Source organism: Saccharopolyspora hirsuta (assembly GCF_008630535.1).
In the GTDB taxonomy this organism is placed as follows: domain Bacteria; phylum Actinomycetota; class Actinomycetes; order Mycobacteriales; family Pseudonocardiaceae; genus Saccharopolyspora; species Saccharopolyspora hirsuta.
Map to the genome: position 1 here is coordinate 460,715 of NZ_VWPH01000001.1, position 15,253 is coordinate 475,967.

13 protein-coding genes are annotated in these 15,253 nt (G+C 71.8%); 9 read left to right on the forward strand and 4 right to left on the reverse strand.

Annotated elements, in window-relative coordinates:
* Positions 1 to 4 precede the first annotated feature (4 nt).
* Positions 5 to 643, forward strand: coding sequence for a GAP family protein (locus F1721_RS02115; RefSeq protein WP_150064769.1), 639 nt, complete (start codon positions 5 to 7; stop codon positions 641 to 643).
* Between the two features lie 67 nt (positions 644 to 710).
* On the opposite strand, the gene F1721_RS02120 is transcribed toward F1721_RS02115, so the two are convergent.
* A complete protein-coding gene (locus tag F1721_RS02120) occupies positions 711 to 1,919 on the reverse strand; it encodes an acetyl-CoA C-acetyltransferase (protein ID WP_150064770.1) in 1,209 nt (402 codons plus the stop codon).
* 190 nt (positions 1,920 to 2,109) lie between these two features.
* Between F1721_RS02120 and F1721_RS02125 the strand changes: the two genes are divergently transcribed.
* The 4 genes from F1721_RS02125 (at position 2,110) to F1721_RS34270 (ending at position 6,787) form a co-directional block, all read left to right on the forward strand.
* Positions 2,110 to 3,630, forward strand: coding sequence for a 3-hydroxyacyl-CoA dehydrogenase (locus tag F1721_RS02125; protein ID WP_150064771.1), 1,521 nt, complete (start codon positions 2,110 to 2,112; stop codon positions 3,628 to 3,630).
* 26 nt (positions 3,631 to 3,656) lie between these two features.
* Positions 3,657 to 4,817, forward strand: a complete 1,161-nt coding sequence (locus F1721_RS02130; RefSeq protein ID WP_150064772.1) for an acyl-CoA dehydrogenase family protein — start codon at positions 3,657 to 3,659, stop codon at positions 4,815 to 4,817.
* Between the two features lie 162 nt (positions 4,818 to 4,979).
* Positions 4,980 to 5,987 carry a glycoside hydrolase family 5 protein gene (locus F1721_RS02135; protein WP_150064773.1) on the forward strand — a complete coding sequence of 336 codons (1,008 nt, stop codon included), beginning with the start codon at positions 4,980 to 4,982 and terminating at the stop codon, positions 5,985 to 5,987.
* Between the two features lie 5 nt (positions 5,988 to 5,992).
* On the forward strand, positions 5,993 to 6,787 hold the full coding sequence (locus F1721_RS34270) for a heparin lyase I family protein (protein WP_170301323.1): 795 nt from the start codon (positions 5,993 to 5,995) through the stop codon (positions 6,785 to 6,787).
* Here the strand turns inward: F1721_RS34270 and F1721_RS02145 are convergent.
* Positions 6,721 to 7,545, reverse strand: a complete 825-nt coding sequence (locus F1721_RS02145; RefSeq protein ID WP_150064775.1) for an NAD-dependent epimerase/dehydratase family protein — start codon at positions 7,543 to 7,545, stop codon at positions 6,721 to 6,723. The two genes, F1721_RS34270 and F1721_RS02145, sit on opposite strands and share 67 nt — an antisense overlap.
* A gap of 310 nt (positions 7,546 to 7,855) precedes the next feature.
* On the opposite strand from F1721_RS02145, the gene F1721_RS02150 reads away from it, so the two are divergent.
* From F1721_RS02150 to F1721_RS02165, 4 genes are all read left to right on the forward strand, one after another.
* Positions 7,856 to 8,719: a helix-turn-helix domain-containing protein gene (locus F1721_RS02150; RefSeq protein ID WP_150064776.1), complete on the forward strand. Its 864-nt coding sequence runs from the start codon at positions 7,856 to 7,858 to the stop codon at positions 8,717 to 8,719.
* Between the two features lie 114 nt (positions 8,720 to 8,833).
* Positions 8,834 to 10,753, forward strand: coding sequence for a maleylacetate reductase and hydroxyquinol 1,2-dioxygenase domain-containing protein (locus tag F1721_RS02155; RefSeq protein WP_150064777.1), 1,920 nt, complete (start codon positions 8,834 to 8,836; stop codon positions 10,751 to 10,753).
* A complete protein-coding gene (locus F1721_RS02160; protein WP_150064778.1) occupies positions 10,753 to 12,504 on the forward strand; it encodes an FAD-dependent oxidoreductase in 1,752 nt (583 codons plus the stop codon). Before F1721_RS02155 ends, F1721_RS02160 begins: the two co-directional genes overlap by 1 nt.
* Positions 12,505 to 12,617: 113 nt before the next feature.
* On the forward strand, positions 12,618 to 13,715 hold the full coding sequence (locus F1721_RS02165) for an MBL fold metallo-hydrolase (RefSeq protein WP_150064779.1): 1,098 nt from the start codon (positions 12,618 to 12,620) through the stop codon (positions 13,713 to 13,715).
* 4 nt (positions 13,716 to 13,719) lie between these two features.
* On the opposite strand, the gene F1721_RS02170 is transcribed toward F1721_RS02165, so the two are convergent.
* Together F1721_RS02170 and F1721_RS02175 are read right to left on the reverse strand one after the other, a co-directional pair.
* Positions 13,720 to 14,184 (reverse strand): MarR family winged helix-turn-helix transcriptional regulator, encoded by a 465-nt coding sequence (locus F1721_RS02170; protein ID WP_150064780.1) that lies wholly within the window; start codon positions 14,182 to 14,184, stop codon positions 13,720 to 13,722.
* Positions 14,185 to 14,322: 138 nt separating this feature from the next.
* Positions 14,323 to 14,979 (reverse strand): 4'-phosphopantetheinyl transferase family protein, encoded by a 657-nt coding sequence (locus F1721_RS02175; protein ID WP_150064781.1) that lies wholly within the window; start codon positions 14,977 to 14,979, stop codon positions 14,323 to 14,325.
* Positions 14,980 to 15,253 lie beyond the last annotated feature (274 nt).

Genomic DNA, 15,253 nt, shown 5'->3' on the forward strand with positions numbered 1-15,253 from the left:
TGCCGTGAACCTGCAGGTCCTGCCGCTGGCCGTCACGATGATGGCCGGGCCGCAGATCATGTCGGCGATCGTGCTCGTCACCGCGGAGCGCCCGGTGCGGGTGTCCGCGGCGTTCCTCGTCGGCGTGATCGTCGCGACGACGGTCGGCGTCAGCATCGCCGGTGGGGTGGCGGCGCTGCTCGGCGGCGCTGTTGCGATCGACGGTGAATCGCACGAGGCCAGCACGCTCGGCAAGGTCATCCAGATCGTGCTGATCGGGTTGTTGGTGCTGGCAGCGGTGAAGTCCTACCTCGGGCGGAAGACGGCCGAACCGCCGCGGTGGCTCGGCGCGCTGCTCTCGGCGACCCCGGCCACGGCGCTGAAGACGGGCCTGCTGGTGATCTTGGCGATGCCGTCGGACATCCTGGTGATGCTGACCGTCGGGATGAACTTGCAGCACAACAGGAGCGGGCTGAGCGGCGCGATCCCGTTCATCGCGGCGACCGCGCTGATCGCGGCGCTGCCGCTGCTGCTCTACCTGGTGCTGCGCAAGCGGGCCATCACGGCGATGCCGAAGGTCAGGGACTGGATGAACACCCGCAGCTGGCTGGTGAACATCATCGTCTGCGGGATCTTCATCGGACTCGTCGCTACCGGCGGTTGAGGCGTTCACCGGCGGCGGAGGGCATTTCCGGCCAGCGAGGCCGAAATGCCCTCCGCGCGGTGTTGGGTCAGATGCGTTCGAAGACCGCAGCGAGGCCTTGGCCGCCGCCGATGCACATCGTTTCGAGGCCGTAGCGGGCCTCCCGGCGGTGCATCTCGCGGGACAGCGTTGCCAGGATCCGGGCTCCGGTGGCGCCGATGGGGTGGCCGAGGGAGATGCCGGAGCCGTTGACGTTGAGGCGGTCGAAGTCGGCGGGCTTGAACTCCCACTCCCGCGTGCACGCCAGGACCTGGGCCGCGAACGCCTCGTTGAGCTCGATCAGGTCGACGTCGGCGAGGGTGATTCCCGCGCGCTGCAACGCCTTCGCCGTCGCGGGCACCGGGCCGATGCCCATGGTGCGCGGCGGCACGCCCGCGCGCGCCCACGACACCAGGCGGACCAGCGGTCGCAGGCCCAGTTCGGCGGCGCGCTCCGGGGTGGTCACCACGCAGATCGCCGCCGCGTCGTTCTGGCCGCTGGCGTTGCCCGCGGTGACCGTCGCACCCGGATCCGACTTGCCCAGCACGGGTTTCAGCGCCGACAGGGTGTCCATCGTGGTCTCCGGGCGGGGGTGCTCGTCGACCTCGACCACGGTGTCGCCCTTGCGGGAGCGCACCGTCACCGGAACGATCTCCTCGGCGAACAGCCCGGCGCTCTGCGCTGCCCCGGCGCGCTGCTGCGAGCGCACCGCCAGCTCGTCCTGCTCGGTGCGGGAGATCTCGTACTCGCGGCGCAGGTTCTCGGCGGTTTCCAGCATGCCGCCGGGGACCGGGAAGTTCGCGCCGCCCGCGGTGACCCGGCCGCGGGCCAGCGAGTCGTGCAGCTCCAGCCCGCTGCCGCGGATGCCCCACCGGGCCTCGGTGGTGTAGAAGGGCGCGCTGCTCATGCTCTCCGCGCCACCGGCCAGCACCACGTCGCTGACCCCGGTCTGCACCTGCATCGCGGCGTCGAGGACCGCCTGCAGCCCGGACCCGCAGCGGCGGTCCAGCTGGGTGCCGCCGACCTCGATCGGCAGGCCCGCGTCCAGCGCCGCCACCCGGCCGATCGCCGGGGCGTCGGAGGTGGGGTAGCCCTGGCCGAGGATCACCTCGTCGACCGCGGCGCCGTCCAGCCCGGTGCGCTCCAGCAGCGCCCTGATCACCGTCGAGGCCAGGTCGACCGCCGGAACGGTCTTGAACACCCCGCCGAACCGGCCGATCGGGGTCCGCAGCGGTTCGCAGATCACCGCTTCGCGCATCGCTTGCTCCTTCGGTTCCACCCCGGCGGGCGTTCCGCCGCCGTTTCTCGTTCGTAGCACAGCGCCGTTGCGCTCCGGAACACGCGACGATTATGTTCGCCAGCGTATTACTGACAGGCCAATTCAGTATTGGACGGTCTTGGCGTGCCGTGCGAGGGTGCGTCGAGGGCAACCTTCCGGGAGGTCGACCATGCAGTGGGCGGAGCAGGTCAGCGCGGTGCGGGTGATCGGCACCGGGGTGATGGGGCGCGGGATCGCGCAGATCGCCGCGGCGGCGGGCCTGGCCGTGGAGCTCGCCGACGCGCGCGCCGAGGCCGTGACCAGCGCGGTCGACCAGATCGGCCGGATGTTCGACAAGCTGGTCGGCAAGGGGCGGATGACCGCCGAGCAGGCGGCGGCCGCGCGGGAGCGGCTGCGCCCGGTGGACAGCCCGCTGGCGCCGACCGAGTGCGACCTGGTGGTCGAGGCGGTCCGCGAGGACCTGGCCACCAAGCGCGAGCTGTTCGCCGAGCTGGAGAAGATCTGCCCGGCGCGCGCCGTGTTCGCCACCAACACCAGCTCGCTGCAGGTCACCTCCATCGCCACCGCGCTGGACGACCCGAGCCGCCTCGCCGGGCTGCACTTCTTCAACCCGGTGCCGCTGATGCGCCTGGTCGAGGTGATCCCCGGCGCCCGGACCGCGGCGTGGATCCCCGACGCGCTGGTGGACCTGGTGCGGCGCCTCGGCCACACGCCGGTGCGCGCCACCGACACCCCCGGCTTCCTGGTCAACCACGCCGGACGCGGGCTGATCACCGAGGCGCTGCAGGTCCTGGCCGAGGGCGTGGCCACCACCTCGGACGTCGACCGGATCTGCCGCGACGTGCTGGGCCTGCGGATGGGCCCGTTCGAGCTGATGGACCTGACCGGGCTGGACGTCACGCACCCGGCGATGGAGAGCATCTGGACCGGCTACTACGGCGACCCGCGCCTGCGCCCGTCGCCGATCACCCGCACCCGCCTGGAGGCGGGGCTCCTCGGCCGCAAGACGGGGGAGGGCTTCTACGCCTACGTCGACGGCGTCAAGCAGGAGGAACCCGAGCCGCAGGCCCCGGAGGCGGTGGCGCGCCCGGTCTGGTCGGACAGCGCGGACCTGCTCGACGTGCTGGCGGGCGCGGGCGTTCAGGTGGAGCGGGGGCCGGAACCCTCCGCTGAGGCTGTCGTGCTGGTCACCCCGTACGGCCACAGCGCCGCAACCGCAGCGCGCTCCGCTGACCTGCCCGTCGCGCGCGCCTGCGGTGTCGATCCGCTCAGCACCGAGGCCCGCTGCACGCTCTCCGTGCACCCGGCGTGCGACGCGGAGTTCGCGCGGTCGGCCTGGGCGGCGCTGGCCGCGACCGGTCGCGCTGTGACGGTGGTGCGCGACAGCCCGGGCATGGTGGCGCAGCGGATCCTCGCCGCGATCGTCAACACCAGCTGCTTCATCGCCGAGCAGCGGCTGGCGAGCCCGGCCGACATCGACACGGCGGTGCGGATCGCGCTGGGCTACCCGCGCGGTCCCCTGGAGTGGGGCCAGCAGGTCGGCCCGCGCCGGGTGCTGTCCGTCCTGCGCGCCCTGCAGTCGGCGACCGGTGACCCGCGCTACCGCCCGAGCCGCTGGCTGGTCGAGCGCGCCGAGCTCGGCCTGGACCTCACCGAAACCGGCACCACCCCGCAAGACCTGCTCACCTGACGACCGCGAAGAGCAAGAGGAACGCAGTGGACTTCGAGCTGACCGACACCCAGGCCGCGTTCAAGGAGATGGCGGCGCAGTTCGTCGACGCCGAGATCGTGCCGCACGTGCGCGAGTGGGACCGCCGCGAGGAGGTCGACCTGGCGATCGTGCGCAAGCTCGGCGAACTCGGGTTCCTCGGCCTGACGCTGCCCGAGGAGCACGGCGGCGTCGAGGCCGACATGGTCAGCTACGCCCTGGTGATCGAGGAGCTCGGACGCGGCGACTCCTCGGTGCGCGGCATCGTGTCGGTGTCGCTGGGCCTGGTCGCCAAGTCCATCGCCGCGCACGGCACCGAGGAGCAGAAGCAGCGCTGGCTGCCGGAGCTGGCCAGCGGTGCGGCGCTCGGCTGCTTCGCGCTGACCGAGCCCGACGCGGGCTCCGACCCGGGGTCGATGACCACCCGCGCGCGCCGCGAGGGCGAGGACTGGGTGATCACCGGGCAGAAGATGTTCATCACCAACGGGACCTGGGCGAAGGTGGCCCTGCTGTTCGCGCGCACCAGCGACGACGGCGGCCGGGGCATCACCGCGTTCCTGGTGCCCACCGATTCGCCCGGTTTCACCGCCAACACCGTGCACGGCAAGCTCGGGCTGCGCGGCCAGGCCACCGCGGAGCTGGTGCTCGACGAGGTCCGGGTGCCGGACTCGGCGCGGCTCGGCGAGGTCGGCAAGGGGCTGGGCATCGCGCTCGGCGCGCTGACCAAGGGCCGGATCTCGGTCGCGGCGGGCGCGGTCGGGGTGGCGCAGGCGGCGCTGATCGCGGCGACCCGGTACGCGGGGGAGCGGGTGCAGTTCGGCAAGCCGATCGCGTCCCGCCAGCTGGTGCAGGAGCTGCTGGCGGACTCCGCGGTGGAGGTCGAGGCGGCGCGGCTGCTGACGCTGCGCGCGGCAGCGCTGGCCGAGCGCGGGGTGTCCCGCCAGGAGCTGACCACCGCGTCGTCGATGGCGAAGCTGCACGCGAGCGAAACCGCGGTCAAGGTGGCCAACAACGCGCTGCAGGTCTTCGGCGGGTACGGCTTCATCGACGAGTACCCGGTCGGCAAGTACCTCCGCGACGCCCGGGTGCTGACCCTCTACGAGGGCACCAGCCAGGTGCAGAAGCTGATCATCGGCCGGTCCCTCACCGGGGTCGACGCCCTCTCGTGAGCGGCGGTGGTCGCGAGAACGACCATCGCCGCGCACGGGCGCAAGTCCCGGTAAAGGGGTATTGACGGTATTTCTCCGCGGTCGCTATCGTGGCCCGCAATTGGAAACTAAGTTTCCGATTTCCCGCCGCCAGAATCATCGCCTTCGACCGAGGAGACGCCGATGAGGTGGCAGAACTGTGTCCGCGCGGCGGCAGTCGCCGCGACCCTGCTCGTGACCGGCACCGCGGCCCAGGCCGCCGCACCGGCACCCGAGCTGAATCCCGTTGCGGAGAACGGGGTTCTGTCCGTGTGCGGCATGACGCTGTGCAACAGCAGCGGGGCGCCCGTGCAGCTGCGCGGGATGAGCACGCACGGCCTGCAGTGGTACAGCCAGTGCGTCAACGACGCGTCGCTGGACGCCCTGGCCCAGGACTGGCAGGCCGACGTGCTGCGGATCTCCATGTACATCCAGGAAGGCGGCTACGAGGAGGACCCGGCGAAGTTCACCGAGATGGTGAACAACTACGTCGAGGAGGCCACCGAGCGCGGCATGTACGCGATCATCGACTGGCACATGCTCGACCCGGGCGACCCGAACTACAACCTGGAGCGGGCCAAGACGTTCTTCACCGAGGTGGCCCAGCGCCACAAGGACAAGCCGAACGTGCTCTACGAGATCGCCAACGAGCCCAGCGGTGTCGAGTGGAGCGAGATCAAGAGCTACGCCGAGGAGCTGATCCCGGTGATCCGGGAGCAGGACCCGGACTCGGTGGTGCTGGTCGGCACCCGGGCCTGGTCCTCGCTGGGCGTCTCCGAGGGCGCCGACGAGAAGGAGGTCGTCGACAACCCGGTCAACGCCGACAACATCATGTACACCTTCCACTTCTACGCGGCCTCGCACGGCGACGAGTACCTGAACACGCTCTCGCGCGCGGCCGACGAGCTGCCGATGTTCGTCACCGAGTTCGGCACCCAGGAGGCCAGCGGGGACGGCGGCAACGACTTCGACATGGCCCAGCGCTACCTCGACCTGATGGCCGAGAAGAACATCAGCTGGACCAACTGGAACTACTCCGACGACTCCCGCTCCGGCGCGGTGTTCAAGGAGGGCACCTGCGACGCGGGCCCGTACCCCGGCACCGACCAGCTCAAGCCCGCCGGTGTGTGGGTGCGCGAACGGGTCGGGTGATCGCCGTGCGGCAGCTGCTGTGCACGGGTCTCGCGGTCGGTGCTGTGCTGCTCCTGTCCGGCTCGGCGGTGCTGGCGCCGGAGATTTCCTGGGAGGCTGAAACCTCGCGCGGCACCGCGGTTTTCGAAGGCGTGGAGGAGAAGCCCGGCAGCATCGAGGTGGTCGAGGACCCGAAGGGCGAGCACGGTTCGGTGTACCGGCTGCACACCTCCGGGGAGCAGCAGGGCTCGGAGCGGGTCCGGGTGGAGAGCCGCGGGCACCGCACCCCGGACGGCGACCGGCTGCGGTTCACCGAGGGCGACACCTACTACATCGGCTGGCGGTCGATGTGGGACCCGCTGCCGACGGCGGAGGGGGAGTGGGTCGCGCTGTGGCAGCTCAAGGACTACGGGTCCGGAGCTGCCACACCGCCGCTGTCGCTGCGCGCCCGCGGTGACGTGCTCGACCTGGAGTACGCCGACCCGGACATGAAGACCACGCGGTTGTGGGAGATCCCGCTGCCGCGCGGGAGCTGGAACGACTTCGTCGTGGGCGTGCACGTCTCCAGCGATCCGGGCCGGGGCTGGGTCCGCTTCTGGCACAACGGCGAGGAGCAGCTCCTCAGTGGACAGGAGCAGTACCCCGCGGCCACCCTGCGCGCGGACTTCGTGACCGACAAGTGGGGCGTGTACCGCTCCGACGGGGTGCGCGGGGAGGCGACCGCCTACCTCGCGGACGCGAAGGTCGGCACCAGCTACGCCGACGTCGCGCCTCGGTCGGGCTCGCCCAGCGGGAGGGTGGTGAACGAGGCGCCCAGGTAGTCCCGTTCGCGGCCGGGCCGGTTCGGCACCACCTCCGCGGCGTGGTCCGCCGCGTCGTCCCGGGGGTGGTAGCCGAGCTGCTCGGCCCCGGTCGGGGACAGCAGCTGGCGGGTGTTGCGGGACGCTCCCCACACCACCCGGAACCCGGGGGAGGGGGTGGTCAGGCAGGCCTCGAACAACCGTCCGGCGTCGTCCGGGGACAACCAGATCGACAGGTCCCGCTCGTCGTGGGGGCGGTCGGTGCAGGCCCCGATGCGCAGGCAGATCACGTCGATGCCGAAGCGCGAGTGGTAGAGGCTGCCCAGCGCCTCCACCGCCGCCTTGCTGAAGCCGTAGTAGGTGTCGGGCCGGGGCGGGGTCTCGTCGGGGAAGCCCTCGGCGCCCGCGTCGGCGACGGGGAGGAAGCCGACGGCGTGGTTGCTGGAGGCGAGGATCACCCGCGGCACACCAGCTTTTCGCGCCGCCTCCAGGAGGTTGTGCGTTCCGTCCACATTGGTGGAGAGGATCTCCTGCCAGGTGTTCTCCCTGCTGTGCCCGGCCAGGTGGATGACCGCGTCGACGTCCTCGCAGGCCTGCTGCACCGCCTCGGGGTCGGTGATCGCTGCGGTGCGCAGCTCGACCTGCTCACCGGGTTCGGCGGCGGCGGGCGGCTGGATGTCGAGCAGGCGCAGGACGCGGTCCGGCCCGGCCAGGCGGGTGCGCAGCATCCTGCCGATCTGCCCGGCTGCGCCGGTGACCAGGATTCGTTGCGGCGGCATCGGTTCCTCCGTGGTGGTGGGTTCCTCCCACGGTAGACCGAGGAGTGGCCGGGTGGGGGCCCGCTCCCGCCGCCAGACCTGAGCGAACCCCCGGTCGGTGGACGCGGGTACCGCGTCGCGCTCCCGGACTTCGAGTTCGAAACTAGGGCAGTATGTGAATGCTGTCAAGTATGTGATTGATATTCGAGCTTGTGAATTCTGGGAAAACCGTCGGCAAATCGGCCGCCGAGAATGTCCACTGAGGACGGTCCACGTGGTGCTGGTCGGAACGAGCTTGGACGGTGGCGGGACAGCTGCTTATCCTTCGGGGGTGGTTGCGGAGCTGGGACTGCGCGAGACCCACGGCATCCTCGGACAGCCCTGGGTCGAGCCGACGCGCACCAGCGCCGGTCTCGGCTGGCCGCACCTCTACCTCTCCACCCAGCGCGAGCTGCCCTACCGGGCCGCGTTCGACGGTGCGGCCACCCACCTGGTGATCCTGCACCTCGACGGCCTGGTGACGGTCCGGCGCGGGAAGCGGTTCGCCGACTCCCGGCGGATCGCGGCGGGCGGGCTCTTCCTGCACCCGGCCGACCGCGAGCTGTCCGTGGAGCTCGGCGGGGAGCTGCGGACCGTGCACGTCTACCTCAGCGACGCCGCGCTGCAGGAAGCCGCTGACGGGCCGGTCGAGCTGGCCGAGGAGTTCGGCGGCACCGACCCGCTGCTGGAACAGCTGGTGCTGTCCCTGGACGAGGTGGTGCGCAACTGGGAGCCGTCCGCCCGCACCTACGTCGACCAGCTCGGCTGCCTGCTGGGCGCGCACCTCGCCCGCCACCACAGCACCCGCCGCCCGGCGCTGCCGGAGGTCGCGGGACTGGCGGACCGGCAGCTCGACGAGGTGCAGGAGCTGATGCGGGCCCGGCTCCGCGAGCCCCTCCCGCTGGCCGACCTCGCCGCGGTCGCCGGGCTGAGCGTCAGCCAGTTCGCGCGCCGGTTCAAGGCGCGGACCGGCATGCCCCCGCACCGCTACCTCGTCCGGCTGCGCCTGGAACAGGCCTGCCGGTTGCTGCGGACCAGCGCGCAGCCGATCGCCGAGATCGCGGTGGCCTCCGGCTTCTCCCACCAGGAGCACCTGACCCGGGTGATGCGGGCGCGGCTCGGCACCACTCCCGCGGAGGTCCGCCGCTCCGGTTGATGCGCGTTTCGTGCCGCGAACACGCGCAGAACGTGCAGGAGCCGCGGTCCGGTCCTGCCCAATACTTCCGTTCACCGTGATGTGAGTTACCCGATGAGCGGAAGGAGGACGGGCATGCGGACCTTCGTCTACGCGGCGAACCCGGCACGCGTGGTGTTCGGCGCCGGGACCCGCGGGCAGGTTCGGGACGAGGTGCAGCGGCTGGGGTGTTCCCGGGTGCTGCTGCTGGGCAGCCCACCGCTGGCCGACGTGGCCGACGAGATCGCCGAGCAGCTGGGGGAGCTGGCGGTGGCGCGGTTCGACGGCGCGGCCATGCACACCCCGGTGGAGGTCACCGAGCAGGCGCTCGCGGTGGTCCGCGAACACGAGGTGGACTGCGTGGTGGCCGTCGGCGGTGGCTCCACGACGGGGTTGTCCAAGGCGATCGCAGTCCGCACCGACGTCCCGCAGGTGGTGCTGCCGACCACCTACGCCGGTTCCGAGGTCACCCCGGTGCTGGGCGAGACCGCCGAGGGGCGCAAGACCACCCGGTCCTCGCCCGCGGTGCTGCCGGAGACCGTCGTCTACGACGTGGAGCTCACCCTCGGGCTCCCGGCGGCGATGTCGGTGACCAGCGGCATCAACGCGATGGCGCACGCCGTGGAGGCGCTGTACTCCGAGCAGGCCAACCCGGTCGTCGACGGCATGGCGCTCGACTCGATCGGCCGCATGGCCCGCGCCCTGCCGCGCATCGCCGCCGATCCCCGGGACCTGGACGCCCGGGCGGACGCGCTGCACGCGGCCTGGCTGGCGGGCACCTGCCTGGGCACCGTCGGCATGGGCCTGCACCACAAGCTGTGCCACACCCTCGGCGGCACCTTCGACCTGCCGCACGCCGAGACCCACACCGTCGTCCTCCCGCACGCCATGGCCTACAACGCCCCGGCCGCGCCGGAAGCGATGCGGCGCATCGCCGAGGCGCTGGGCGTGGCCGACGCCGCGGCTGGCGTGCACGACCTGGTCGCGTCGTTGGGCGGCCCGACGTCGCTGCGGGAACTCGGCATGCCCGAGTCCGGGATCGCGGAGGCAGCGGACCTGGCCGTGGCCAAGCCCTACCCGAACCCGCGCGAACTGGTCCGCGACGACCTCGCCGCGCTGCTGACCGCGGCCTGGCGCGGCGACCGGCCGAGCGCGGGCGGGAGCTCGGCGCTGGCGCGGCTGACCGAGCAGGTCGTGGCCAGCTTCGACCGGACGCCGGACGCGCGGGCCAAGCAGCTGCTCACCGACCTGGTCCGGCACCTGCACGAGTACGTGATCAGCAACGACGTGACCGACGCGGAGTGGCGCCGGGCGATCGACTTCCTGACCCGCACCGGCCAGCTGTGCAGCGACACCCGCCAGGAGTTCGTGCTGCTGTCGGACACCCTCGGCGTCTCCAGCGCCGTGGACCTGCTGACCAACTCGCGCACCCCGGACACCACGCCCTCGGCGGTGCTGGGCCCGTTCTACGTCGAGGGCCCGCCCGCCGCCGAGCACGGCGCGGACATCGCCCAGGGCCTGCCCGGGGAGCCGCTGTGGTGCGACATCGCGATCACCGACCCGGACGGCACGCCGATCCCGGACGCCGTGGTGGACGTCTGGCAGTCCAATGAGGACGGATTCTACGACGTGCAGCTGCCGGACCAGGACGGGCCGGTGCTGCGGGCCCGGTTCCGCACCGGCGCCGACGGGCGGCTGACCTTCTGGTCGATCGTGCCCGCCGACTACCCGATCCCGGACGACGGCCCGGTCGGGCAGCTGCTGCGAGCGGTGGGGCGCCACCCGTACCGAGCCGCGCACGTGCACTTCCTGATCGACGCACCCGGCCACCGCCAGCTGATCACCCAGCTGTTCACCTCCGGCGGTCAGTACCTCGACTCCGACACGGTCTTCGGCGTCAAGGACGAGCTGATCGTGGACATGCCGGTGCAGGACGGCCCGACGCCGGACGGGCGCCAGGTCGACCGCTGGCGCCGACTCGACTTCACCTTCCACCTCGCACCCGCGGAGAACTGATGCACGACTGCGAAACCGACGTCCTGGTCGTCGGCGCGGGCCCGGCCGGTGGCTCGGCCGCGCTGCTGCTGGCGACCTACGGGGTCCGGGCCCTGCTGGTGAACAAGTACGGCTGGCTGGCCAACACGCCGCGGGCGCACATCACCAACCAGCGCACCATGGAGGTGCTCCGGGACCTCGGGGTGGAGGACGAGGCGCTGGCCGTCGGCAGCCCGCCCGAGCTGATGGGCGACACGGTGTTCTGCACCGCGCTGGCCGGTGCGGAGATCGGCCGGATCCGCAGCTGGGGCACCGGCGAGCGCAGCGCCACCGAGTACGGCGCGGCCAGTCCGTGCACGATGATCGACCTGCCGCAGACCTACCTGGAGCCGATCCTGGTCACCCGCGCGGCGGCGCGGGGTGCCAAGGTGCGGATGGACACCGAGTTCCTCGACCTGCAGCAGGACGCCGACGGGGTGACCGCGCGGTTGCGCGACCGCGTCCGCGGCGACGAGTTCACCGTGCGCGCCCGCTACGTCATCGGCGCCGACGGCGCGCGCAGCCGCGTCGCCGAGCAGATCGGGCTGCCGATCGACGGCCAGGCGGGCAAGGCGGGCAAGGCGGGCAGCATGAACATCGTCTTCAACGCCGACCTGAGCCGCTTCGTCGCGCACCGGCCGAGCGTCCTGTACTGGGTGCTGCGCCCCGGCGCGCACCTCGGCGGCATCGGCATGGGCCTGGTGCGGATGGTGCGGTCCTGGAACGAATGGCTGCTGACCTGGGGGTACGACATCGACGGGCCGCCGCCGGAGCTGACCGGCGAGCAGGCCCGGCAGATCGTGCACGACCTGATCGGCGATCCGTCGGTGCCGGTGGAGATCACCTCGACCTCGCTGTGGACGGTCAACCACAACTACGCCGCGCAGTATTCGGTCGGGCGGGTGTTCTGCGCGGGAGACGCGGTGCACCGGCACCCGCCGTCGAACGGCCTGGGCTCGAACACCTCCATCCAGGACTCCTACAACCTGGCCTGGAAGCTCGCCATGGTGCTCGAGGGGCACGCCGACCCGGCGCTGCTGGACACCTACAGCGCCGAGCGCGCCCCGGTGGGCAAGCAGATCGTGGACCGGGCCAACCTGAGCCGCGACCAGTTCGGCCCGATCTTCGAGGCGCTGGGGGTGGCAGGCGGTGCCAACGACGAGGGCATCGAGCGCGGGCTCGCGGCCTGCTGGGCCGACGACGCCGAGGGCGGCAAGCGCCGCCGAGCGCTGCACGAGGCGATCCAGCTGAAGAACTACGAGTTCAACGCGCACGGCGTGGAGCTCAACCAGCGCTACCGGTCCGCGGCGGTCCTGGACGACGGCAGCCCGGAGGAGGTCTGGGAGCAGGACGCCGACCTGCACCACCAGCCGACGACGCGCCCCGGCGCCAAGCTGCCGCACGCCTGGCTGGTGGACGCCGAAGGGCACCGGATCTCCACCCTCGACCTGGTCGGCGGGGGAGAGTTCAGCGTGGTCACCGGCCTGTCCGGCCAGGTGTGGCAGCAGGCGGCGGCCGGGTGCGGCGTGCCGGTCCGGACCGTGGTCATCGGTGCCGAAGGTGCTCGCGACGCCTACGGCGACTGGCACCGGCTGTCCGAAGTGGACGAGGACGGCTGTCTGCTGGTCCGCCCGGACGGATACATCGCCTGGCGCCGCGCGACGTCGCCGGACACACCGGAAGCCGCCGCTGAGGAACTGCGCACCGCGCTCCGAGCGGTCCTGCACCGCTGACCTCGTGAGCGGCGGTGGCGGCTCATGCGGCCATCGCCGCTCACGACCCTGCGAGATCGAGATTTTCCCGCTCACACCGGCACAACGCCGTGCCGTTCCCGGAAGGATCCCGCATGTCCCAGTCCCTGCCCAGGAGATCCGTCCTCCGCGGTTCGCTCACCGCCACTGCGCTCGGCGGTGCCGCGGTGCTCTCCGCCGGAAGCGCCGGTGCCGCGCCGATCGGGCCGCGCGGCGACGTCGAGCTGGTGCTGCTCGGCACCGCCGCCGGGCCACCGGTGGAACCCGGCCGCACCGGCATCTCGACGGTCCTGCGCGTGCACGGCAGGAACTACGTGATCGACTGCGGGCGCAGCTCGGTCACCCAGTACCTGGCCGCCGGGCTGGAGTTCCGCGAGCTCGACTCGATCTTCATCACGCACCTGCACGCCGACCACGTCTGCGACTTCTACAACTTCTTCCTGCTGGCCGGATTCGGCCGCAACGACGCCGACAGCGCCGACGGGATCTTCGAACCGGTGCGGGTGTTCGGCCCGGGCTCGGCCGGGCAGCTGCCGCACGGGGCGCCGGACGCGCCGACGATCGCGCCCGACGCGCCGGTCCCCGGGCTCCGCGAGCTGGTCGAGCAGTGCCACCGCGCCCACGCCTACAGCAGCAACGTCTTCATCCGCGACACCGGGATCCCGGACGTCCGCACGCTGATCGACCTGCACGAGATCGGGCTGCCCGACGTCGGCGCGCACCCGCACGGCCCGACCGCGCCGCCGATGGCGCCGTTCAAGGTCGCCGAGGACGACCGGGTGTCGGTGTCGGCGGTGCTGGTGCCGCACGGCCCGGTGTTCCCGTCCTTCGCCTTCCGCTTCGACACCGACCGGGGTTCGGTGGTGTTCTCCGGCGACACCGCGGAGTCCGACAACGTGGTGGCGCTGGCCAGGGGAGCGGACGTCCTGGTGCACGAGGCGCTCGACCTGGGCTGGTACCGGCGGAGCGGCACCCCCGAGCACAAGATCAGCCACCTGCGCGAGTCGCACACCCCGGCGGACGTGGTCGGCTCGATCGCCGAGCGCGCCGGGGTGCGGACGCTGCTGCTCAGCCACCTGGCCCCGGCCCCGCCGAGCTCGGTCTCCGACGCCCGCTGGCGGCGGCAGGCGCAGCGGGGCTTCTCCGGCCGGGTGCTGGTCGGCCGCGACCTGGACCGGCTGCCGCTGGGCTGACGGGTCAGCTGTTGGCCGCGCGGAGCGTGCGCATGGCCTCGGCGAGCGCGGCGGAGTCCGCCTCGCCGAGGGGGCCCAGCACGTGCTTGCGCAGGACCTCGGCGGCGGTCTTGCGGGAGCGCTGGGCGATGTCCAGGCCGTGCTCGGTGAGCACCGCGTAGGTGACGCGGCGGTCGGTCTCGCACGGTTCGCGGCGGATCAGACCGGCCTTGGCCATCCGGTCGGCGACCTTGGTGAAGCCGCCGCTGCTGAGCGCGGCCTCGTGCGCGAGCTTGGTCATCGGCATCCGGTGCTCGGGCGAGCGCACCAGGCGCAGCAGGATGTCGAAGGAGGCGGGAGCGAGGCCGAACTCCTCGGCGATGGCGGCGGTCAGCTTGCCCTGGGTGACGTGGTAGCCCTCGATGACCAGGCCCCACCAGGTGATGATCTCGTCGTCGTCGGTGCGCGGGTCAGGGCGGGTGCTGCTCACTGCTGCTCCTCGGGGGACGGGTGTTGCCGCGGCCAGTCTACCCCGGAAACGTTCGACAGGAAGTCTCTTGCGAGAAAGAGATAAAAGTTGCAGTATCTCGCTCGTGCTCCGACCGTCCCGCGCCCGGAGGCGCGACGGTCACGTGGCCGGGAGGGCGATGGCGGTGATGATCAGGTCGTTGCCGACAAGCCAGCGCCCGGTGAACTCGGTCAGGGGGGCACCGGTGCGGTCCGCGCCCTTCTTCAGGAGGTGGGCGGTGAAGGTCCCCTCCGGGTGGAGGTGCAGGCGCGCTTCTTCGAAGCCCAGCCACTCGTGGGTGAGCGGGTACCACGTCTTGTAGACGGTTTCCTTGCAGCTGAACAGGATCCGGTCCCAGTGCGTACCTGGGTCTGAAGTGGACAGTTCGGCCAGGTGGGCGCGCTCGGCCGGGAGCGACACCGCATCGAGCACGCCGTCGGGGAGCGCTTCGTGCGGTTCGGCGTCGATGCCGAGCGACTGCACCTTCTCGGTGTGGGCGACAACGGCGGCCCGGTAGCCCGCGCAGTGCGTGATGCTGCCGATGGTCCCCTCGGGCCACTGCGGCGCTCCGCGCTCGCCGGTCAGCAGCGGGGCCGGGGGGATGCCCATGCGGCTCAGGGCCTGGTGCGCGCACCAGCGGCCGGTCGTGAACTCCTGGCGGCGCTTGCCCACCGCGCGCGCGATGATCGCCTCCTCCTCCGGGAACAGCTCGACGTCGGGCGGGTCGGTGAACGCCTCGACGCAGCTGACCTCGTCCGGCAGCAGCTGCTCGATCACCCGCGGTCACCCGCCGTCTGATCACCGAGGTCAGCGCCCTCGGGGCTCACGTGCCACATCGCTAATCCCAATCTGTGGAGTTGGTTTACACGCCCGCCGCGTCCCGGCTACGGTCGTCGGCATGATCCGGACGGTGTCCCTGACGACACGAGGTTACGTCGACCTCGTGCGCGTGTCCTCGGCCCTGTGTCGCCGGTAGCGGTTCCCTCCATTCTTCTCAGCGCGTCCTGATCGCGCTTCCACCCCTTTCACCAGCACCTCGCGCGTGCGACCC